The sequence below is a fragment of the Arthrobacter sp. FW306-05-C genome (assembly GCF_021801725.1).
Taxonomy (GTDB): Bacteria; Actinomycetota; Actinomycetes; order Actinomycetales; family Micrococcaceae; genus Arthrobacter.
In genome coordinates, this window is sequence record NZ_CP084556.1 from 2,621,053 (window position 1) to 2,642,900 (window position 21,848).

Here is a 21,848-nt window from a genome sequence, read left to right on the forward strand (position 1 = left end):
AACCTTGCAAAGGCTCCAACCAAGCATAGGAGGTCGCGTTACCGAACCGAAATAAGGGGGCACCGGCGGCGGGGCGTGGCGCACCCGCCCCTGCCGCCGGAATGGTCCGGGCAGCTAGGAGAGCTTTGCCGGCAGGGTCTTGGGCTTGAACGCCGGGCGGGTCGCCTCGTAGGCGGTGATGTCGGCTTCGTGCTGGAGGGTCAGCCCGATGTCGTCCAGCCCCTCCAGGAGCCGCCAGCGGGTGTAGTCGTCGATCTCGAACGGCGCCACGATGTTGCCGCACACCACGGTCTTGGACTCGAGATCCACCGTGACCTGGGTCCCCGGAGCGTTCTCGAGTTCCTTCCAGATGAGCTCGATGTCGTCCTGCGCCACCTGCGCGGCCAGCAGCCCCTGCTTGCCGGAGTTGCCGCGGAAGATGTCGGCGAAGCGGGAGGACAGCACTGCCTTGAAGCCATAGTCCTTCAAGGCCCACACTGCATGCTCGCGGGAGGAACCGGTGCCGAAGTCCGGTCCGGCCACCAGCACGGAGCCGGCGTTGTAGGGCTCCTGGTTGAGGATGAAGGACGGGTCCTTGCGCCAGGCGGAGAACAGGGCGTCCTCAAAGCCGGTCCGGGTGATGCGCTTGAGGTACACCGCGGGGATGATCTGGTCGGTGTCAACATTGCTCTGGCGCAGCGGGACGCCGATGCCGGTGTGCTTGGTGAACTTTTCCATGATGTCTGTCCTAGGCTGCGTCGATGCGGATGGCGGCGGGTTCGGGGGCCGGTTCAAGGTCCGACGGCGAGCTGAGCGTGCCGCGCACCGCCGTGGCTGCAGCCACCACCGGGGAGACCAGGTGCGTGCGACCGCCCTTGCCCTGGCGTCCTTCAAAGTTGCGGTTGGACGTGGAGGCGCAGCGCTCCCCCGGCTCCAGCTGGTCCGGGTTCATGCCCAGGCACATGGAGCAGCCGGCAAAACGCCATTCGGCGCCGAAGTCCTTGAACACACGGTCCAGTCCCTCGGCCTCGGCCTCGAGCCGGACACGGGCCGAACCCGGTACCACCAGCATCCGCACATTCGGGTCCTTTTCGCGCCCGCGGATGATGTCCGCCGCAGCGCGCAGGTCCTCGATGCGCGAGTTGGTGCAGGAGCCCAGGAAGACGGTGTCAACGCGAATGTCCTTCATGGGGGTGCCGGCTTCCAGGCCCATGTACTGCAGGGCCCGCTCCGCGGCAGCCTTGGCGTTCTCGTCACCAAAGTCCGCCGGGTTCGGGACGGCCTGGGACAGGGAGACGCCCTGCCCTGGGTTGGTGCCCCAGGTGACGAAGGGCTCCAACGTGTCAGCATCCAGATCCACCTCGACGTCGAAGGTGGCGTCGTCGTCGGTCCTCAGCGTGTTCCAATATTCGACGGCGGCATCCCAGTCAGCGCCTTCCGGAGCGTGCGGGCGGCCCTTCATGTAGGCGTACGTGGTCTCGTCCGGGGCCACCATGCCGGCGCGGGCGCCGGCCTCGATGGACATGTTGCAGATGGTCATGCGGGCTTCCATGGACAGGGCCCGGATCGCGGAGCCGCGGTATTCCAGGACGTAGCCCTGCCCGCCGCCGGTGCCAATCTTGGCGATGACCGCCAGGATGATGTCCTTCGCCGTGACACCGGGACGCAGGGTGCCCTCGACGTTGATGGCCATGGTCTTGAACGCCTTGAGCGACAGGGTCTGGGTGGCCATGACATGCTCCACCTCGGAGGTGCCGATGCCCATGGCCAGGGCACCGAAGGCGCCGTGGGTGGAAGTGTGCGAGTCGCCGCAGACAACCGTCATGCCCGGCTGGGTGAGGCCCAGCTGCGGACCGACCACGTGGACAATGCCCTGTTCTGCGTCGCCCAGGCTGTGCAGCCGGACACCGAACTCCGCGCAGTTGTGGCGCAGGGTCTCGATCTGAGTGCGGCTGGTCAAATCAGCAATGGGCTTGTCGATGTCCAGCGTGGGGGTGTTGTGATCCTCGGTGGCAATGGTCAGGTCCGGCCGGCGCAGCTTGCGGCCGGCCAGCCGAAGGCCTTCAAAGGCCTGCGGGGACGTGACTTCGTGGACCAGGTGGAGGTCGATGAACAGAAGGTCTGGCTGGGCGTTGGCTCCTTCGCCGTCACCTTTGCGCACCACGTGCGCGTCCCAGACTTTCTCGGCCAATGTCTTTGCCATGGCCATCTCCCTTCACTGCTGTTTGGCTGATTAGTCCAACTGAATCAAGACGGCTCCGCGCTGCGCCAGCCGAAAGATTTGCATCTCAGATACTGAGACGGCAATATCATTACATGGACAATTCTAGTGGAGTCGGTGTCATTGATAAAGCGGCCCAGGTGCTCGACGCACTCGAGGCAGGTCCCACCACGCTGGCGCAGCTGGTGGCCGCTACCGGACTGGCCCGGCCCACTGTCCACCGCCTCGCTTTGGCGCTGGTGCACCACCGGCTGGTCAGCCGCGACATCCAGGGCCGGTTCGTCCTCGGCAGCCGGCTCGTTGAGCTCGCCTCGGCAGCCGGCGAGGACCGCCTGATCGCCTCCGCCGGGCCCGTGCTGATGCAGTTGCGCGACGCCACCGGCGAGAGCGCGCAGATCTTCCGCCGACAGGGCGACTGGCGCGTCTGCGTCGCCTCCGCCGAACGCCCCATCGGTTTGCGCGACACCATCCCCGTCGGCACGCAATTGTCCATGAAAGCCGGCTCCGCCGCCCAGGTCCTGCTCGCCTGGGAGGACCACGACCGGCTCCTTGAGGGCCTGCAGTCAGCCCGCTTCACGCCCACCGTCCTGGCAGGGGTACGACGGCGGGGCTGGGGACAGAGCCTTGGCGAACGCGAGCCGGGAGTCGCCTCCGTCTCGGCCCCCGTCCGCGGTCCGTCCGGCAGGGTGATTGCCGCCGTCTCCATTTCCGGACCCATCGAGCGGCTGACCCGCCAACCGGGGCGCCTGCACGCGGAAGTGGTGTGCAACGCCGGCCGGATCCTCACCGAGGCGCTGCGGAAAAACAACGACTAGCAAAGTCCGCTCTCCCGCCCGTTCACGCCGCTAGGCTGTGGCCATGGGCAGCTATGCAGTGTTCCTCCGCGGCATCAATGTGGGCGGAATCAATATCAAGATGGCCGATCTTCGGGACGCACTGAAGAACCGCGGCTTCACCGATGCCAAGACCCTTTTGGCCAGCGGAAACGTGGTGCTCTCCAGTACCCTGGACGCAGCCGCCGTCAAACAGGAATGCGAGCAGTGCCTGCGTGCAGCGTTTGGCTATGAGGCGTGGGTGGTGGTCCTGGATGCCGGGAGGGTGGCCCAGCTGGTGGAAGCCTGCCCCTTCCCCGAAGACGACAAGTCCACCCACACCTACATCACCCTCTCGTCGGATGCCAAGGTGCTGGATGAGCTGGAAGCAGGAGGGTCCGCCCTGGAAAAGCATGACCAGCGGCGGCTGGGGCCGGAAGCCCTTGCCTGGCTGGCCCCGGTGGGTGGAACCCTGGACAGCCCGTTCAGCAAGATCAGTGCCAAGGCAAAGTTAAAGGCCGCCACTACCACCCGCAACCTGCGCACCCTGATTAAGATCCGCGATGCCGCGGCTGCCCTCGCCGCCGCCCAGGCAACAAGCTCCTAGCCTGGCCCTGCCTTCTTCAGGGCCTTGTTGAAGGCTGCAAGCCGGGCAATCCCGGCCTCCACTGGGGCCACCACCAGTTCCTGGGCTGCACCTGCAACGGCACTGTTGAGCCGGCGTCGGGCCCTTGCAGCACGCGCGCGGGCAGCACCTGCCGCGATAAAGCGGCCGGTGATGGCCAGGAAGATCCCCAACACCACGCCCAGCGCAATCATCAGCGTAGGCGCCGGCCACCCCTCCACTCGCGGTACCTCCGGTACCGGCAACTGCAGGTACGCCAGCCCGGCCAGCACGCCGAGCCAGCCCAGGCCACCCAGGACCGTCAGCAGCGCGAGCCACTGCAGGATGTTGAAGAGCCCCCACCACCAGGCTTTGCGGTTGGCTCCCAGGTCGGTTCCGGCGATGGCCTGGTCCAGAGCGTCGGGCAGCCTGTCCCTTCCTGCCCTTGCTGTTCCCCGGATTGCGGCCCGCCAGGGTCCCGGCGCGCCCGCGCTGGCCGAATCCGCAAATTCCCTGACCGCCGCATCCGTCCTGGCCCGTTCCGGCGCACCGGCAGGCGGCAGCGATGTCCTGTTCAGCTCGGCAGGAGTATCCCGCCGCAGGTTGAGCCGCCGCAGTGGGTCCGGCCGGAAACGGGAGAGCCAGCGGGTTACAGGCCAGCCCGTCCTGCGCACCGACTCCAGACGGTAGGACTGGCCTACCGCCCGCACCACGGCAGGGACGTTTGCCGCCAGGGCCAGTTCCTCAGCCAGTCTCGTCTTTGCCGCGGTCCGCACCCCCGCAGCCTCCCCCTCGCCGGAAACGCGCCGCAGGTCCTCCGCTGCCTTGGTCACATCGGCCTCCAGGCGCCGGGACTGGGCCTGGCGCTGGACGGCAACCTTCCGTATGGCGGCACGCACTTCCGGGATTCCCGCTCCCGTCACTGCCGACGAGGCAAGCACGCGCACCTGTCCCAGCCCTTCCCCTGCAAGGATCGCGTGCAGCGAGTCGAGCACCGGTTGCAGATCATGCGCAGGCAGCCGGTCCACCTGGTTCAGGACCACGAGCGTGACGGCACCATGGGTGACAAGGGGTGCCAGGAATCCGTTGTGCACGGCGGCGTCGGCATATTTTTGCGGGTCGAGCACCCAGACCAGGACGTCCACCATTCCCACCATCCGCTGCACGATCTCGCGGTTCGCGGCACGGGTCGAATCGAAGTCCGGCAAATCCAGCAGGATCAGCCCGGTCTGTTCATCGGCGAAGCCCTCCACCGGTGCGGCGTGGTGCCGGTTTCCAACCTCCAGCCAGTCCAGCAGCGCCTCGCTCCCCTTTGCTCCCCACACCCCCGCCAGTGGTTCCGATGTGGTGGGACGGCGGGCGGCCGCCGTTGCGATTTCCGCGCCGCTGACGGCATTGAAAAGGGAGGACTTGCCGCTGCCTGTCGCTCCGAAAAACCCCACCACGGTGTGGTCGGCGGACAATGAGCGGCGTGAACTGGCGCGTTCCAGGACGTCGAATGCTTCCTGCAGCGCCTCGTCCGGGACCACGCCCTCCCCCAGTTCGTGGGCGTCCTGGAGGGCCTGGAGCCGGCTGTCCAGCCGCGTTGACCCGCGTGCCCCGCTGTGGCGGCTCACGCCTTTCCCGCCAGCCGCGCGAGTTCCCCGGCCTGGCCGGCAAGCCGCTGCGCGAGGTTGGGATTGTCCTCCGGCAGCCGCTGCAGGAACTTCTGCTGTTCATCCGTCAGCAGTTGTTGGCAGCGAGCCGCCAGGTCCTCACGGGCCTTGTCCGCCATGCGGCGCACCGCGTCCTCGCCGAACACGGCCTCGAGCAGGCGCTGGCCCACGACGGCGGTGCCGCCCGCGACACCGATCTCAAGACCAGTCAGTCCGGCCGTCATCGAAAACACCACGATCATCAGCGCGGCACCGAGCCCGTTGATGCCGAAGGACAACCACCGTGCCTGCGTGCGCCTGCCCTGCCCTTCCGTGCGGATCAGCTCCATTAACGCTTCCTGCCAGGCGCGGATTTCGGCTGCCGCGCGGTCGGCGAAGCCTGGGGCCGTGCCGGACAAATCCTCCCGGCCCAACAGCTGGCGGCCTGCCGGATCTGAACGCCAACGCTGGTCCGTGTCCTCTGCGGCATTGGCTGCTTCGTCGACGATCACCGCCTGCAGCCCGGTCTCAATGGCTGCTTCAACCCGGACCGCGGGCGCCGGTTCACCCCTAAAGAAGGCGCCCATGCGGTCCCTGAACCGGCCCACGTTCTGCTCAAGTGTCCGGAAGAATTCACCGGTGCCCACAAAGTCCTGCCAGCGCGCCAGCACTTCGCCGCGCAGCAGCGCTCCGTCCCTGGTGGCGTCGAGGATCCGGGTGGCCGCATCACCGTAGGCTGCCACGGCGTCCGCTTCGAGCCGTGCAGCTGCCCGTTCCTGTTCGCGGACTGCCTCCGCGATCTCCGTCATGCGCTGGGCCAGGGCGCGGACGGTGCCGTTCAGGGTCCGCCGGGCGACGTCGGCCCTGCCGGCGGCGTCAGCGGCCAGCGACGACAGCCATCCACGCAGCTCGTCGACTGTTCCCGCGGGCAGCATGCCGCCCTGGTCCAGGGCGGTTTCCCGGATGACGAAGAGGCGGCTTCCGGAGAGTCCTTCGCGGTCGAGGAGTCCGCGAAGGTCCTGGCTCACTTCGGCCTCAGCGCCCTGGGGCACGCGGTCCAGCACCACCGCCACGGTGATGTCCCGGGAGGCGGCGTCCAGGAGGAGCTTCCAGGGAACGGCGTCCGCGTACCGATTGGCGGTGGTAACAAACACCCACAGGTCCGCCGCCGCCAGCAGCTGCCCTGCCAGCAGGCGGTTCTGGTCGGAAATGGAGTCGACATCCGGTGCGTCAAGGAGCGCGATGCCCGCCGGCACCGCCGGATCGGCCAGCAGGACCAGCGAGTCGACCGCGTTGTCCGGAGCGCCGGCCGGAGCCATGGGCACTGGACCGGCCGCCAGGGTGCCCCGGATCCGGCTCAGTCCCGGCAGGACGCGCTGGCCATCAAACCAGCTTGCCTCAGCGGGGTTGTGCAGCAGGATGGGTTGGCGGGTGGTAGGACGGATGGCGCCGGCGCGGGTCACAGGGTGGCCCACGAGGCCATTCACCAGGGTGGACTTTCCCGCTCCGGTGGAACCGCCGACGACGGCGAGCAGCGGGGCGTCCAGGCTGCGGTACCGGGGAAGGATGTAGTCATCCAGCTGGGCTCTCGCCGCGGACGTCTCCCGCCGCGCCTGCTCGGCACCCGGCAGGGCCAGCGGCAGCGCGACATCCTCCAGGCCGGCACGGACCTCTTCCAGCAGCGTCACCGCCGCCGCGGCCTGCGGCGCCGTCTGGGGGGCGCGGTCCGTCTGTGCGGACCGGTGGTAATCGTTGTGGGAGGTCACAGCAACATCATGCCAGTTCAGTCCATTTGCCTGGCCTGCCGCGGCGCGTCGGCCAGGCTTGATCCGCGGCGGCGTGCGCTGTTCTACCGCAGACGTGATGGCGCGCCTTGGCCGTGCAGCCATAGTGGGGAAACAAAAATGGTCCCGGGCTGATGCCCGGGACCATTTCGATGGTGACCCCAGCGGGATTCGAACCCGCGTTACCGCCGTGAGAGGGCGGCGTACTAGGCCGCTATACGATGGGGCCGCGTACTTCCGGCAGCGTTTCCGCTGCTCAAGCTCAGTGAGTATTTCACACACTTCGCTCAGGTTTCAAATCGGCGAACCGGGTGGAAACCTTCTGTTTGCGGCTGAAATCAGCCCTCAAACCAGAGCTGGGATACCAGGACTCGAACCTAGAATGACGGTACCAGAAACCGTAGTGTTGCCAATTACACCATATCCCAATGATACTTTCGGGCCGGTTTTCAGGGCGTTTTCCCTGCTCCGTGCGCCTCAGCACGAGAAATTACTTTACCTGAGACTTTCAGCTCGCACAAATCGACATCCCAAGCGCGCCCAGCCTCCCGCCAAAAGCATTCCGGCAAAACCCTTGCCCACCATCCAGCCGTGTGGTTACTCTCGAGTAAGTTACCCATCGGTAACAACCTCCCCGCCCTACCCATCGGGCACCCATGAGGAAAACGGGAACGCCTTACCAACCACGGTTCACACCGCCGGGCAGCGTCGTCCGGCGGAGAGATAGGAAGTGTCAGCGTTGACAACCCGCACAGCATCCATCGCAGCAGCCAGACCCAGACTCCGCTCCCAGTCCATCGCGATCATCGCCCTGTCCCTTTTGTTGGCACTCTTTCTTGCCTTCTACACCTATCTCACAGGCCAGATCTCCAACGGTGCCGCCCAGCTCATGGATGGAGCGGAGCAGGCCGCTGCCGGAGCTGCCCAGCTCAAGGACGGTTCGGGCCAGTTGGCCACAGGCGCGGGCGCAGCCAACAAGGGAGCGGCGCAGGTGAGGGACGGCGCCGGCAAAGTAAAGGACGGCAGCGCCGCGTTGAACGCGGGCGCGGCGGAACTGCAGACCGGCGCCGGGAAAATCTACTCCGGAGTCCGCGACCAGCTGGCGCCGGGGGTGGACAAGCTCCATGCCGGTACCACCAAACTGCAGAATGATGTCCTGAACAAACTCGTACCGGGCGTCTACCAGGTGGACGACGGCGCAAAGAAACTCCAGGCCGGCGCCGTGGCCCTTTCAGCGGCCCTGACCCCGACGGCCGCCGGAAACGCGCCGAACAATCTCGCCGACGGCGCCGGGCAGCTGGCTGCAGGCACGGACCAGCTGGCGGCGGGAGCCGGCCAACTGGATGCCGGCGCCGGCCGCCTCAGCGCCGGAACTGCGGCTCTGAAGAGCGGAACAGCCCAGTTGAAGGGTTACCCGGGTGCAGGCAACGATCCCACCAAGGGTGATGGGCTCGCTGCGCTCAGCCAGGGCCTCGACCAGCTTGAGGCGGCGGCGAACGGTCCTCAGGGCCTGGTGCCGCTGGCAGTGATCAAGGACCAGATTGCCAAGCTGGCCGACGGCGGGCGCCGGGCCTACGCAGGGGCGGGCCAGCTCGATGCGGGTGCGGCGAAGCTGAACGACGGCGCCGCGCAGCTGAAGGCCGGAACGGACAAGCTGGGCACGGGAGCCGGCCAGTTGAACGACGGCGCAGGCCGGCTGAAGGCAGGCTTTGCCACCTTGGCCGAGAAACTCAATGCGACGGACCCGCAGAACCCGGGAGTGGTGCTGGGCACCACGATGCTGGCGGAGGGCACCACAAAAATCCGGGTTGGCATGGACGGGGTTCCGGGCGACCCGGACCGCCCCGGCCTGATCTACGCCGCCAACAGCCTGCAGGACGGCACCACCAAACTCAGCGCAGGAGTCAACGGCGATGGGGACCCCGCCAACCCTGGCCTGCTGGCCGGGACGCAGGCGCTCTCCGACGGCACGGTCACCCTAAGCAAGGGCACGGGCCAGCTGCAGTCCGGCTCCGCCCAGCTGGCCGACGGCACGGGAAAACTGGCTGACGGCAACGGCAAACTGGACGATGGATCGGGCAAACTCGCCGATGGCGCCGGCAAGCTGGCGGACGGCAACTCGAGGATCGCGGCCGGGACCGAGGAACTGCACACGAAGGTGGCGGCCGTATCGCCGTCGTCGTGGCTCAACAGCCCCGCGGTCGCGCTGCTGCTCGTGGCACTGCTGGTGGCTGCCGCCGTCGCCGCCTACCTGGTCCTTCGCCGACGGGCTGTCGGCCTGGAAACCGCCTGACGGCGGCCCGAACCGCACCTGCGGCGGCCGCAGTCCTTCGCGAAGGGCTGCGGCCGCCGCACAGGCCCTGTGCAGCAGGCCTACTGCAACAGCTGGTTCAGGGAAGCCACCATGCCGCCGTCGAAATCCTCTACGACCTCGCCCGAGCGGTTGAGCCACACGCCCACCAACCCTGCCGCCGTGGAGCCCTCCGCGTCCAGCAGCCGGTTGTCGCCCACGTAAAGCGTCTCAGCGGGGGCGGTTCCCAGCAGCCGGACGCCTTCCAGGTACATTGCCGGATGCGGCTTGGCCACGCCAAGGGTGTCGGTACCCACCAGATGGGTGACCCGTTCAAGTCCGGCCCCGTCCAGCTTGGCCCGCTGGTAGTCGTGCACGTTGTTGCTCACGGCACCGTAAGGAATGCCCGCCGCGTCCAGGACATCCAGCAGCGGCAGCACGTCCGGAAACGGTTTGACGTACGCAGGCTGCTTCTCCATATAGGCACTCAGCCATCGGTGCGATTCCTCACCATCGGCAAGTTCCACTCCGAAGTGCCCCAACGCGGCCCGCCCCCGGAGCAGGCGCTGTTCATTGAACGTCAGCTCCCCCGCAAGGTAGCGGTCGTAGTAGTGCGTGGTTTCGTGGGTGAAGATACGCCCGAAGCGTTCCCATCCGGCCTGGTCCAGGCCTGGCAGGAGGTGTTCACTGACCTCCCGCAGGGCGGTGGTCATGGAGTACTCAAGGTCCACCAGGGTGTCATCAATGTCGAACAGGACGCCCCGGATAACCCCGAACGGTGTGGTCAGCGCGGCGGCATGTGCCTGGCTGGGAGCGGACATCAGCCGCGGAAGGCGCGGAGCCGGCGCAGCGAAGACTCCTTGCCCAGGATCACCATGGACTCAAACAGCGGCGGCGACACGCGGCGGCCGGAAACAGCCGTCCGCACGGGGCCGAAGGCCAGCCGCGGCTTGATGCCCATGTCCTCCACCAAGGCCTGCTTGAGGGCAGCCTGGATGTCCTCCGCCGTCCAGTCAGCCAGCGGTTCGAGGGCGGCGATGGCGGCATCCAGCACCTCGGGAAGGTTGGCCGGAAGGCCCTTGCGCGCGTCATCGGCGATATCGATGGCGTCGTCCGCCTTGAACAGGAACGCCAGCATCTCCGGCGCCTCGCCCAGCAGGGTGATGCGCTCCTGGATCAGGGGTGCGGCTTCGGTGAGGATCTCTTCCTCGCGGTCGGTCAGGATCTCCCCCACCAGGCCTGCCTCGCGCAGGTAGTGCGCTACGCGGTCGCGGAACACCTTGGGCTCAAGCATGCGAACGTGGGTGCCGTTGATGGCTTCGGCCTTCTTCAGGTCGAAGCGCGCGGGGTTGCCCAGGACGTCGTGGATGTCGAAGTGCTCAACGAGCTGCTCCACCGTGAAGATGTCCTCGTCGGCGCTGAGCGACCAGCCCAGCAGGGACAGGTAGTTCAGCAGCCCTTCGGGGATGAAGCCCCGCTCGCGGTGCAGGAAGAGGCTGGACTCGGGGTCGCGTTTGGAGAGCTTCTTATTGCCCTGTCCCATGACGTAGGGCAGGTGGCCGAACTCCGGCATGTACTCGGCAACGCCAATGGCGTACAGCGCCCGGTAGAGAGCCACCTGGCGTGGCGTGGAGCTGAGCAGGTCCTCGCCCCGCAGCACGTGGGTGATGCCCATCAGCGCGTCATCCACGGGGTTGACCAGGGTGTACAGCGGCGCGCCGTTGGCCCGCACTACCGCGAAGTCGGGCACGGATCCGGCCTTGAAGGTGATCTCGCCTCGCACCAGGTCATTGAATGTAATGTCCTCATCCGGCATGCGCAGGCGGAGGACAGCCTGCCGGCCCTCCGCCCGGTACTGGGCCAGCTGCTCCTCGGTCAGGTGCCGGTCAAAGCCGTCGTAGCCAAGCTTCGGGTCCCGGCCCGCGGCACGGTGGCGTGCCTCGATCTCCTCCGGAGTGGAGAAGGACTCGTAGATGAACCCGCCCTCATGCAGCCGCTTGATGACGTCCTGGTAGATGTCGCCGCGCTGGGACTGACGGTAGGGCTCGTGCGGGCCGCCCACCTCAACGCCCTCGTCCCAGTCGATGCCAAGCCACTTCAGCGCATCCAGCAGCTGGTGGTAGCTTTCCTCGCTGTCCCGTGCCGCGTCAGTATCCTCGATCCGGAAGACCAGCGTGCCCTTGGTGTGGCGAGCGTAGGCCCAGTTGAACAGGGCAGTGCGGATCAGTCCGACGTGCGGGGTTCCCGTGGGTGAAGGGCAGAAACGGACCCGGACGGGCGTTTCGGCGGTGACGGGCGGGATGGAGGCGGCAGGTGACGAAGAAGCGATACTCATAGTGGCTTCAACTTTACCCGCCTGGCCGGGCCCGGCCTTCCGCCCGGCAAGACCCTGGCAGGCCGGGGCCCGGGAGGGCGCTAGCGGCGGACGATGGGGTTGGACAGGCGCCCGATGCCCTCGATTTCCACCTCGAACCGGTCACCTTCCTTGACCAGGCCGACGCCCGCGGGCGTCCCGGTCATAATGACATCGCCAGGCAGCAGGGTGAAGGCCTGCGACACCAGCGACACCAGCTCGCGTACGCCGCGGATCATCTGGCTGGTGCTGCCATCCTGGCGCACCTCGCCGTTCAGCCTGCCAGTAATCTGCAGGTCCTCCGTGTCCAGGTCGGTCTCGATCCACGGTCCCAGCGGGGCGGAGGTATCGAAGCCCTTGGCACGGGTCCACTGCAGGTCGGTCTTCTGGACGTCACGCGCGGTGAGGTCGTTGCCGCAGGTGTAGCCAAAGATGACGTCGTCCACACGCTCTTCCGGCACGTCCTTGCAGATGCGGCCGATCACCACGCAGAGTTCCGCTTCGAAGGAGACCTCTTCGGAAAACTCGGGCAGCACCACGGGATCATTAGGGCCCACGACAGCCGTGTTGGGCTTGAGGAACAGCAGCGGCTGGGCCGGCACTTCGTTGCCCAGCTCCTTGGCGTGCTCCACGAAGTTCCGGCCCACGCCGATCACCTTGCTTCGGGGAATGATGGGCGCCAGCAGCCGGACGTCCTCCAGCTTGTGGCGCACGGAGGTGCGCTCCACGCCGTTGAAGAAGGGGTCGCCGTGGATGACAGTGATTTCCTCACTGCCGGGTTCACCTTCCACGACGCCGTACAGGGGATCGGAATCGACTACAAACCTGGCAATACGCATGGCTCCTACCCTACCGTCCCGCCGCCGTCGTCCTTCCCGCCATTCCCGCCGCGGAGGTAGGAAAGCTGCGCCGCCACGGACAGTTCCGCAGCACGCCGGACGGAGGGCCCGACGTCGGCATAGACGGCGTCAGCCACTTCCCCTGCGGACGCGTCCCGGCCCAGCCGGTGGAGCGCAGCGCGGATCTGCGCCAGCCGCTCCTCCCTGTGCGTCCGGTAGTCGCGGACGATGCCTTCAAGGGACGGCAGCACCGGACCGTGCGCCGGCAGGACGGTTGCAGGGCCCAGCGCAGCCAACCGGTCCAGGGACGCGAGGTAGTCACCCAGTGTGCCGTCCGGGTAGTCCAGGACGGTGGTTCCCCGGCCCAGGACGGTATCGCCGGTCAGCACTGCACCGGATTCCCCGTCCGCCGGCAGGTGGAAGCAGACAGAGTCCGATGTGTGCCCCGGCGTGGACAGCACGGTGATCTCCAGCCCTGCCGCCCGGATCAGTTCGCCGTCCAGAAGCGGTGCTCCCCCACCGTGGCAATGGAGCGGGTCCTTGGCGCGGACCGGTGCGCCTGTCAGCGCATGCAAGCGGGCGGAACCGGCCGTGTGGTCCGCGTGCCGGTGGGTGACCAGCACGAGTTCGACGGCGCCGGCCCCGGCGAGTGCCTCCAGGTGCGTTTCGTCCTGGGGCCCGGGGTCCACCACGACTATGCGGGAATGGCCCGGGGCGCGCAGGAGGTAGGAATTGGTGCCGTCCAGGCTCATGGGTCCGGGATTGGGGGCCAGGATGAACTGGGTGAGCGCGGAGCTGCGCTGCAGGGAGGGGCCGGAATCAGAGGTCACGAACCCATCCTTGCATGCGGGGCCTCCCTGCATTCAGGTCGGCCGCTCCCCAGCCTGCGTCCGCCACGCACCGGCGGAATAGAACGGCAGCAGCCCGGAGTTGGCACCCAGTGACAGCCCTACGATCCCCACCAGGAAGCCGGATACCCTCCCATGAGCACAGCAACACTCGCAGACCTTCTCGCCCAGGCGGACGCGGACGGCCACGACCACTCGGCAACCGAGAAGGCCACCGGCCTCCTGCACATCCACAACCACGCCACCGGCAGCATCGTCTGGTTTCCCACCTGGAAGAAATTCCGTGACACGGCGGACTGGACGGAAGCCGTTTCCGGGATCACGGCGGAACTGGATGCGGCCCCCGCACCTGCGGAGCAGGCCGGCGCTGCCATTCTCGCCGCAGACCTGGAAGCCCTGCTGGACCAGGCATCCCGGTCCAGCGACGCCAACGTGTTCGTCCAGGAAAACCTGACCCGCCACCTGACCCGTGCCTGGGCAGTGGCTGACGCCGTGGCCAAGGCCAACAGCCAGGACCTGTTCACTGGCGGCGCTACGCCCTCCGTCTACGCCGGCTACCCCTATGACGTCTACGCCCAGGACGGCGGCGTTTTTGCCACCACGCTCTGGAACGACATCATCGACGCCCGCCGCAACCGGGCTCTCGCCGAGGAAGCTGCCCGCAAGGCACTCAAGCCGGTCTCGCGCAAGGCGATGAAGAACGCCGCCCGGAAGGCAGCGCGGCGCTGACCGCCCGCCGTCGGCTGGAAGGCAGAACGGCGCCTGCCGGACCAAAGTCCGGCAGGCGCCGTCGTACTTGAAGACTCCCGGCTATGCCAGGCGGGTCAGCCAGCCGTGGGTGTCCGGTTCCACGCCGGTCTGGATGCCCAGGAGCCTTTCGCGGATGGCCATGGTCACCTCGCCGGCCTTGGCGTCCTCGGAGCCGATGAACTCGGTGTCGTCCTTGAGGACCCCGATGGGGGTGATGACCGCGGCCGTGCCGCAGGCGAACACCTCGGTGATCTCGCCGGAGGCTACGCCGTCGCGCCATTCGTCCAGGGTGATCTTGCGCTCGGCCACTTCGCGGCCCATGTCCTTGGCCACCTGGATCACGGACATGCGGGTGACGCCCTCCAGGATGGTGCCGGTGAGCGCGGGCGTGGCCAGGGAACCGTCCTTCAGGACGAAGAACACGTTCATGCCGCCCAGTTCTTCGACGGCGTTGTCGTTGGCCTGGTCGAGGAACAGCACCTGCTTGCAGCCGTTGGCTTCCGCTTCCTGCTGTGCAATGAGCGAGGCTGCATAGTTGCCGCCGCACTTTGCATCACCGGTGCCGCCGCGGCCGGCGCGCGCGTACTGGCGGGAGATCCAGATCGAAACCGGCTTCAGCTCGCCGCCGAAGTAGTTGCCGGCAGGCGAAGCGATGACCCGGAAGGACACCTCACGGGCAGCCCGGACACCCAGGAAAGCCTCGGTGGCGATCATGAAGGGCCGCAGGTACAGGGCTTCGCCGTCGCCGGAGGGCACCCATTCCTTGTCGACGGCCACCAGTTCACGGATGGCGGTGAGGAAGTATTCGGCCGGCAGTTCGGGCAGGGCCAGGCGGCGGGCGGACTTGTTCAGGCGTGCCGCGTTGGCCTCCGGGCGGAAGGTCCAGATTGAGCCGTCCGCGTGCCGGTAGGCCTTGAGGCCCTCGAAGATCTCCTGGCCGTAGTGGAAGACGGCGGCCGAGGGGTCCAGGACGATCGGACCGTAAGGTTCGATCCGGGCATCGTGCCAGCCGCCGTTGCCGTCCGCGTCCACGCTGTAATCGACGATGGCGGTGTGGTCGGTGAAGTAGTTGCCGAATCCCGGGTTCGCCAGGATGGCTGCACGCTCTTCGGCGGACTTCGGGTTCTCCGAGGGCTGCCGGGTGAATTCGACGCCATGGGCGGTCTGAGTCATGGTTCCTCCACGATCGGCCGCCCGGGGCTCAGCGCTGAACAACGAGGCGGCATTTGGTGATTCGAGACAAGCTTACGCCCGAAGCCGGCGGCAACCCGCCGGGGCAGTACAGCTACAGGCCGGCGGTGATGGCGTCGCCCACGGCGCTGGTGCTGCGTGCGGTGCCGTCGCGCTTTTCGACGTCGGCAACCACCGCCGCTTCGATCTTCCGGGCGGCATCGGTGTAGCCCAGGTGGTCCAGCAGGAGTGCCGCGGAGAGGATGGCCGCGGTGGGATCCGCCTTGCCCTGGCCCGCGATGTCCGGTGCGGAACCATGGACCGGCTCGAACATCGACGGTGCGGTGCGGTCCATATTGATGTTGCCTGATGCCGCCAGGCCGATGCCGCCGGTGACGGCTGCGGCAAGGTCGGTGATGATATCGCCGAAGAGGTTGTCGGTGACAATCACGTCGAAGCGGGACGGGTCCGTGACCATGAAGATGGTGGCGGCATCGATGTGCAGGTAGTCGTGGGTGACCTCGGGGAATTCCCGGGCGACGGCTTCGACGGTGCGCTTCCACAGGTGCCCGGCGTAGACCAGGACGTTGTGCTTGTGCACCAGGGTGACGTGCTTGCGCTCCCGTGCACTGGCGCGGCGGAACGCGTCGCGGACCACGCGCTCCACGCCGTGGGCGGTGTTCAACGAGACCTCGGTGGCTACCTCATGCGGCGTGCCGGCCCGCAGCGTGCCGCCGTTGCCGACGTAGGGGCCTTCGGTGCCTTCGCGCACCACGATGAAGTCGATTGTCCCGGGGTTGGCCAACGGGCTGCCCACTGTGCCGTAAAGGCGTGACGGCCGCAGGTTGACGTAGTGGTCCAGGCTGAAACGGAGCTTGAGCAGCAGTTCGCGCTCGATGAGACCGGACGGGATGCGGGTGTCGCCCGGGGCGGCCCCCACGGCGCCGAAGAGGATCGCGTCGCGCTTTTTCAGGTCTTCCAGGACATGCTCGGGGAGGGTCTCCCCCGTGGCAAGCCAGTGTCCGGCGCCGAGTTCGTAGTGCGTCGGCTTGAGCTGCACGCCCTCGGCGGCCACCGCCTTTTCCAGGACTTTGAGGGCCTCGGCGATGACCTCGGGGCCGATGCCGTCGCCGGGAATTACTGCCAGATCGATGGAGGATGCGCTCATGTTTTCAGGGTAGCCAAGACATCCATATGGTGGTCAAGCTGTCTCAGCTTTTGGACACGAGCGCATCGCTCCTGCTTTTGCTACTCCGCGGGTTCCTCGAACTTGGGGAACACGGGGGTGGGAGCGGGCAGCCCAGTTCCCGGCACGATTGGGGTGGCAATTGCTCTGAACAGCCGCGCGTCGCCTTCCGGCTGGCCGAGCGCGTCCAGGAGCTTGGCCGTGGCGTTCGGCATCACCGGCTGGGCCAGGATGGCCACAATCCGCAGCACCTCCAGCGTCACGTACAGCACGGTGTTCATGCGTTCGACGTCGGTCTTCCGCAGCACCCAGGGCGCCTGCTCGGCGAAGTAGGCGTTGGTGTGGTGCAGCACACCCCAGAGGGCTTCGAGGGCGCGGCTGAATTCCTGCTTGTCGAAGGCGGCGCGGGCCGCCTCCAGCAGCCCATTGGCCTGGGCCAGGATGGCGTCGTCCTCCGCGGTGAACGCACCGGGCGTGGGCACGGAGGCGGCGCAGTTCTTGGCCACCATGGACAGCGAACGCTGGGCCAGGTTGCCGAAGTTGTTGGCCAGGTCGGAGTTCATCCGGCCCACGATGGCCTCGTGGTTGTAGCTGCCGTCCGCCCCGAACGGGACCTCGCGCAGGAAGAAGAACCGCACCTGGTCCAGGCCGTAGCGGGCAACGAAGTCCGCCGGGGCCACTACGTTGCCCAGGGACTTGGACATCTTGACCCCGTTGTTGTGCAGGAACCCGTGGATCATGACGCGCTTGGGCAGTTCAAGCCCGGCGCTCATCAGGAAGGCGGGCCAGTAGATGGCGTGGAACCGTGAAATGTCCTTGCCGATGATGTGGACGTCGGCAGGCCAGTACTTCCGGAACTTCTCCGAGTCCACGTCCGGGTAGCCCACACCGGTGAGGTAGTTGGTCAGCGCATCCACCCAGACGTACATCACGTGCTTGTCGTTGCCCGGGACAGGGACGCCCCAGTCGAAGGTGGTGCGGCTGATGGACAGGTCCTCCAGGCCACGCTTGACGAAGCTGATCACCTCGTTGAACCGGTACTGCGGGGCGCCGAACTCGGGGTGGGACTCGTAGAGGGCCAGCAGCTTGTCCTGGTAGGCGGACAGCCGGAAGAAGTAGCTCTCCTCCGCCGTCCAAGTCACCTCGGTGTCCGTCTCTTTCGAGTAGCGCACGCCGTCGTCCTTCACCACCGTCTCGTCCTCGGCGTAGAACGCCTCGTCCCGGACGGAATACCAGCCCTCGTACTTGTCGAGGTAGATGTCGCCGTTGGCTTCCATCTTCTTCCAGATGGCCTGCGACGCAGCGTAGTGGTCGGCGTCCGTGGTGCGGATGAACCGGTCGTAGCTGATGCCCAGGGCGGAGTGCGCCGCCTGGTAAATTCCGGCGTTCCGGTCCACCAACTCCTTGGGCGTGATGCCTTCCTTTTCCGCCGTCTGGGCAATCTTCATGCCGTGCTCGTCGGTGCCGGTCAGGAACATCACGTCATAGCCGTCCAGCCGCTTGAAGCGCGCCATGGCGTCGGTGGCAATGTACTCGTAAGCGTGTCCAATGTGCGGCACGCCGTTGGGGTAGGTGATGGCCGTGGTGATGTAGAACGGCGTTTTCTCTGGAGCAGTCACGGTTGGACGGTTACCTTCGGTGCGGTGGAGTGGGCTAGATCAGTTCTGTCAGGGTATCGCTCAGGCGGACCAGTTCGTGGTCGTGTGAGGCCACCAGGACGGCGATCCCGTCCGAGGTGGTGTCCTTCAGGATGCTGATGATGCGGTTGGCGGAGGCACGGTCCAGCGAGGCGGTGGGCTCGTCCACCACCAGCACCCTGGTGCCCAGGATCAGTGCGCGGGCGATGGCCACGCGCTGCCGTTCGCCGCCGGACAGCTGGGCAGGACGGTGCCGCATGCGCCGGCCCAGGCCCACCAGGTCCAGCAGGTCCTTGGCCATGTCGCGGCGCTGGTCCACCTCGCCGTCCGGGACGGCAGGCAGGAGCACGTTCTCCAGGGCGCTCATTCCGTCGATCAGTGCACCGCCTTGGTCGACGTAGCCGATGAGGGCACGACGGCGGTCGGCGATTTCGTCGTCGCCCATGCTTTCGAGGGAATCGCCTTCCCAGAAGACGCGGCCCGACGTGGGCAGGGTAAGCCCGGCGCCGACAGTCAGGATGCTGGTTTTGCCGGAGCCGCTTCGGCCGGCAACGCAGTGCATCTCGCCCGCGTGCAGGGTCAGGTCGAAGCCCTCCACCACGCTCACGGCCTCGGCGCCGCCCTTGCCGCCGCCATAGCGGATGGTGATGTCGCGCATCTCCAGCGGGGTGGCATGGTCGGCCGACTTGACGATGGTGTTGGCCCGGGTCTGCAGGGGGACCTCGTTGGAGCCGCTCCTGCGGCTCCGCTGGACGTTCGTCGGGTTTGTCATTGGACCACTTTCGTTGCAATCGGTATCCAGCAAATTACAGCCACAAGCCCGGCTATGGCAGCCCAGATGGCTGCATAGGGGGCCAGCAGCAGGCCAATGCCAAGGGCGCCCAGCACGCCCAGTGGCAGGGCCACGGTTCCCACCAGCGCATTTTCGAACAACCGGACCTGGCGGAGCATGTCCGGGTTCCAGCCCATGGCCTGCAGGATGCCCAGGTACTGCCGCTTGGCATTGAGCTCGAACCGGCCGGTGACCAGGGTCAGCACCAGGCCCACGGCCACGCCCGCAAGCGCCAGCAGGATGCTGGGCAGCGTCACGCTGGCTGCGGCCAGGCCGCTGAGGGCGCTGGCGCCGGCTGCCCGCGGGATGTCGATCAGCAGTGCGATCAGCCCGCCGACTGCGGCACCGAAGACGCCGACGGCGACAGCCAGGGACAGGGTGTTGAACTTGTTGGTGCTCAGCTGCCGGTTGGCGAAAGTCAGCGGGGAATCGACCTGGATGAGCCGTTCGTCATGCTGCGGCTCCTGGTCGATCACATCGCGGTGGCGCAGTTGCTGGGCGGCAAAGAAGGCCGCGGCGCAGTACAGCACCAGGACGGCGGCACACACCAAAGCGGTGGCAAGGCTCCAGCTCAGCAGGGTGAGCACGAGCCCGGCGGCGGCGAGCAGCACGGCTCCCACGCCGAATTCCTCAAGCACCCAGCTGCGGATCCGCCGCTGTGTCCAGCCCATGGCCCGCAAAGTGCCCGCTTCGCTGCGGCGCTTCCGGATGTAGCTGACGGTCGATGCACCGGTCAGCAGGGCTGCCCCGCACAGTGTCAGGAAGAGCAGGGTGGTGTTGGTTCCGGACAATGCTCCTGTGACGGCCTCGGCCGCGTTCTGCCGGACCCAGGACTGCTGGACGGTGCCCAGCGCCGATTCCTTGCCCGCTCCGTCCTTGGAGTAGCCGGGGACGAAGATGCTGGTGTCCTCGCGGGCCGAACCGGCCACTACGGTCGCGTCCAGGCCCATGTCCCGGATCTCGGCGGCGAGCTTCTCCACCTCGGGCTGGGCGTCCTTCCAGCTGCCCGGTGCCTTGGCCCGGACGCGGACGGCGTCGATGACGGCCGCGTTCTGCTTGTAGCCACGTGCTGCGGCGAGTCCGTAGTAGTCGGTGATGGCACCGGCGGACTGGCTGGCGAGTCCCGTCGCGCTCAGCGACGGCTTCAGTTGGGCTTCGGGAACGTCCTTCCCGGCAGCGTCCTTGACCAGGGTGAACGGGGTGGGGTCGTACCCGCCCAGCGGAAGCTTGTTGACATCGCCCGAGGCCGCCTCTACGGCAGCGGGGTCGAATGTGCCGTAGACCATGGGCAGTGGCTGCGCAGCCTGCTGCTGGCCGGTGGGCAGGTTGTCACGGTAGGACCGCTCGTCCACCGGGTTGCGCTGGGTCTGGTCAACGGGTGCGCCGTTGGACGCCTTGTCCGGCAGGCGGTTGACGGTGACCCATTCGCCCGGCACAGCCGTCTTGTCCACGGCCCCGTTGGAGGCGGTGCCGCCGTCGGTGTACTTCGGGGCGCCGGCGAAATTGGTGCTCCACCTGGCCGGCGTGTAGAGGCCCGGGTTGAAGTTGCCGTTGGCGCCCAGCAGCGAGGAATGGTCGGTCGAACCCGGCCACGACAGCGTGAACGGATCCTTGGAGACGAACGGCAGGTAGTCCTTGCCCAGGGACTTCGAAACGGTCCCGACGTCCTTGACCACCTTGCCGGCGTCGTCAATTTCCTCGATCTTGACGTTGTACTTCAGGTCCAGCGAAGTACCGGAACGGACGATCAGCGGGACGGCCTGGGAGGCGCTGGTCAGCTGTCCGGTGCGCTTTGCCTGCTGGTACTGGGTCATCAGGGGCGCCCAGTACTTGAGCTTGACGCCCAGGAAGTCGGGGCCTTCCTTGAGCTGGTCCATGCTGATGCCGCTGGTGAAGAGGCCTTCCAGGTAGCGGCCCACGGCGCCGGCGCCGCGGGCGTCGGCGGGCGGCGCCTTTTCCAGCGGAGCCAGGAAGTCGCCGGCCGAGCCAAGCAGGGACCGTTCGGCGGCGGGGTCAACGGCCACCACGGATTCAGTGACCTCAGGGGCAAGCGGGAGTGCCACCGAGAGGTTGAAGAGGTTGTGCTCCGAGCCGCCGGCCGGGGCGGGGAACTTGATGCCGGTCTCCCCCGCGGGTGCGGCGATGCGGATGCTGCTGCCGCCGGCCGCCTTCTCCTCCACGAGCTTGGCCTTGCCCAGCGTTCCTTCGGCGGTGGTCTTGAACAGCGTCTGTTCGGAGCTGCCGTCGGAGCTGACGGCGCTGGCCGTGAGACGGTACTTCTTTGCCGAGTCCGTCAGCACGGATTCGGCTGCGGGCCACTTGTCCGGGGCGGTGGCGCCCGCTGCTTGGTCGGACGTGGCGGTGCCGGCCAGGCCGGCGTTGTAGCCCAGGTAGTCCATGGCGTCCAACCGGGGCGTCTCAAGGTTCTGGGTGACGCGCGAGACCAGGCTGATCGGGGCGGCGACAGAGGTGCCGGACAGCTTCCGGATGGAGTCCAGCTGGTCGAAGCCGATGCCGCCGGCGCCGTTGGCGATCTCCGGCTGCAGGAGTGCCCCGGAGGGAGCCTTGGCCTGGACCAGGATGTCGTAGAGCCCCCTTGAGTTTTCATCGACCGTCCGGTGGAGCGCAGCCTGTGACTGGCTTTGGACGAGGACCGACAAGCACATGGCTGCGATCAAGATGGCCGCGGTCAACAGCAGCACCCTGCTTCTGATGAACCTCTGGACGGCGTTCATGGAACTCCCTGAAACCTGGATTGCGTGCGCACACGTCCATCCGCCCGGGCAGACGTGGACAATGACGGACGGATGTGCAAAAGGTATTGGCCGGTCTGCCGGCTACGGTCCTGAATCAGGACCTAGCCATTGTAAGCAGACCGGCCAATCATATGTGGCTCCGTTTGGGCGTGC

General features: G+C 67.1%; 17 protein-coding genes and 2 tRNA genes. 4 read left to right on the forward strand and 15 right to left on the reverse strand.

Annotation, left to right across the window (positions count from 1 at the left end; genetic code table 11):
* Positions 1 to 114: 114 nt before the first annotated feature.
* Entirely contained in the window at positions 115 to 717 is a 603-nt protein-coding gene (leuD, locus tag LFT44_RS12150) for a 3-isopropylmalate dehydratase small subunit (protein WP_142133504.1), read from the reverse strand.
* 10 nt (positions 718 to 727) lie between these two features.
* Complete coding sequence (gene leuC, locus LFT44_RS12155; RefSeq protein ID WP_236798681.1) at positions 728 to 2,182, reverse strand: 3-isopropylmalate dehydratase large subunit; 1,455 nt, start codon at positions 2,180 to 2,182, stop codon at positions 728 to 730.
* Between the two features lie 113 nt (positions 2,183 to 2,295).
* Here leuC and LFT44_RS12160 point away from each other — a divergent pair, with 113 nt between their 5' ends.
* Positions 2,296 to 3,015, forward strand: coding sequence for an IclR family transcriptional regulator (locus LFT44_RS12160; RefSeq protein WP_009356552.1), 720 nt, complete (start codon positions 2,296 to 2,298; stop codon positions 3,013 to 3,015).
* A gap of 43 nt (positions 3,016 to 3,058) precedes the next feature.
* On the forward strand, positions 3,059 to 3,619 hold the full coding sequence (locus LFT44_RS12165) for a DUF1697 domain-containing protein (RefSeq protein WP_236798682.1): 561 nt from the start codon (positions 3,059 to 3,061) through the stop codon (positions 3,617 to 3,619).
* Here LFT44_RS12165 and LFT44_RS12170 read toward each other — a convergent pair.
* The 4 genes from LFT44_RS12170 to LFT44_RS12185 all read right to left on the reverse strand — a co-directional run bounded on the left by LFT44_RS12170 (position 3,616) and on the right by LFT44_RS12185 (position 7,462).
* The gene (locus LFT44_RS12170; protein WP_236798683.1) at positions 3,616 to 5,232 is read right to left on the reverse strand and encodes a GTPase; all 1,617 of its coding nucleotides are present in this window, start codon (positions 5,230 to 5,232) and stop codon (positions 3,616 to 3,618) included. The two genes, LFT44_RS12165 and LFT44_RS12170, sit on opposite strands and share 4 nt — an antisense overlap.
* Positions 5,229 to 7,016 (reverse strand): dynamin family protein, encoded by a 1,788-nt coding sequence (locus tag LFT44_RS12175; protein ID WP_373462113.1) that lies wholly within the window; start codon positions 7,014 to 7,016, stop codon positions 5,229 to 5,231. Before LFT44_RS12175 ends, LFT44_RS12170 begins: the two co-directional genes overlap by 4 nt.
* 171 nt (positions 7,017 to 7,187) lie before the next feature.
* Positions 7,188 to 7,263: transfer RNA gene (locus LFT44_RS12180), tRNA-Glu, on the reverse strand.
* 127 nt (positions 7,264 to 7,390) lie between these two features.
* Positions 7,391 to 7,462, reverse strand: a tRNA-Gln gene (locus LFT44_RS12185).
* 302 nt (positions 7,463 to 7,764) lie between these two features.
* Here LFT44_RS12185 and LFT44_RS12190 point away from each other — a divergent pair.
* A complete protein-coding gene (locus LFT44_RS12190; RefSeq protein WP_236798684.1) occupies positions 7,765 to 9,327 on the forward strand; it encodes a hypothetical protein in 1,563 nt (520 codons plus the stop codon).
* 80 nt (positions 9,328 to 9,407) lie between these two features.
* On the opposite strand, the gene LFT44_RS12195 is transcribed toward LFT44_RS12190, so the two are convergent.
* The 4 genes from LFT44_RS12195 to LFT44_RS12210 all read right to left on the reverse strand — a co-directional run bounded on the left by LFT44_RS12195 (position 9,408) and on the right by LFT44_RS12210 (position 13,379).
* Positions 9,408 to 10,145, reverse strand: coding sequence for an HAD family hydrolase (locus LFT44_RS12195; protein ID WP_236798685.1), 738 nt, complete (start codon positions 10,143 to 10,145; stop codon positions 9,408 to 9,410).
* The gene (gene gltX / locus LFT44_RS12200; protein ID WP_236798686.1) at positions 10,145 to 11,659 is read right to left on the reverse strand and encodes a glutamate--tRNA ligase; all 1,515 of its coding nucleotides are present in this window, start codon (positions 11,657 to 11,659) and stop codon (positions 10,145 to 10,147) included. Before gltX ends, LFT44_RS12195 begins: the two co-directional genes overlap by 1 nt.
* A gap of 80 nt (positions 11,660 to 11,739) precedes the next feature.
* A complete protein-coding gene (locus tag LFT44_RS12205; protein ID WP_236798687.1) occupies positions 11,740 to 12,516 on the reverse strand; it encodes a fumarylacetoacetate hydrolase family protein in 777 nt (258 codons plus the stop codon).
* A gap of 5 nt (positions 12,517 to 12,521) precedes the next feature.
* Positions 12,522 to 13,379, reverse strand: a complete 858-nt coding sequence (locus LFT44_RS12210; RefSeq protein ID WP_442863644.1) for an MBL fold metallo-hydrolase — start codon at positions 13,377 to 13,379, stop codon at positions 12,522 to 12,524.
* A gap of 120 nt (positions 13,380 to 13,499) precedes the next feature.
* Here LFT44_RS12210 and LFT44_RS12215 point away from each other — a divergent pair, with 120 nt between their 5' ends.
* Positions 13,500 to 14,093, forward strand: a complete 594-nt coding sequence (locus tag LFT44_RS12215; RefSeq protein WP_236798689.1) for a hypothetical protein — start codon at positions 13,500 to 13,502, stop codon at positions 14,091 to 14,093.
* Between the two features lie 81 nt (positions 14,094 to 14,174).
* On the opposite strand, the gene LFT44_RS12220 is transcribed toward LFT44_RS12215, so the two are convergent.
* The 5 genes from LFT44_RS12220 to LFT44_RS12240 all read right to left on the reverse strand — a co-directional run bounded on the left by LFT44_RS12220 (position 14,175) and on the right by LFT44_RS12240 (position 21,674).
* A complete protein-coding gene (locus LFT44_RS12220) occupies positions 14,175 to 15,287 on the reverse strand; it encodes a branched-chain amino acid aminotransferase (RefSeq protein WP_236798690.1) in 1,113 nt (370 codons plus the stop codon).
* A gap of 112 nt (positions 15,288 to 15,399) precedes the next feature.
* Positions 15,400 to 16,452, reverse strand: a complete 1,053-nt coding sequence (locus tag LFT44_RS12225) for a 3-isopropylmalate dehydrogenase (RefSeq protein ID WP_236798691.1) — start codon at positions 16,450 to 16,452, stop codon at positions 15,400 to 15,402.
* 80 nt (positions 16,453 to 16,532) lie between these two features.
* Complete coding sequence (gene metG, locus LFT44_RS12230; protein WP_236798692.1) at positions 16,533 to 18,089, reverse strand: methionine--tRNA ligase; 1,557 nt, start codon at positions 18,087 to 18,089, stop codon at positions 16,533 to 16,535.
* Between the two features lie 34 nt (positions 18,090 to 18,123).
* Entirely contained in the window at positions 18,124 to 18,879 is a 756-nt protein-coding gene (locus LFT44_RS12235; RefSeq protein WP_141160114.1) for an ABC transporter ATP-binding protein, read from the reverse strand.
* Positions 18,876 to 21,674 carry an ABC transporter permease gene (locus LFT44_RS12240; RefSeq protein WP_236798693.1) on the reverse strand — a complete coding sequence of 933 codons (2,799 nt, stop codon included), beginning with the start codon at positions 21,672 to 21,674 and terminating at the stop codon, positions 18,876 to 18,878. The genes LFT44_RS12235 and LFT44_RS12240 overlap by 4 nt, the downstream gene beginning before the upstream one ends.
* Positions 21,675 to 21,848: the final 174 nt, after the last annotated feature.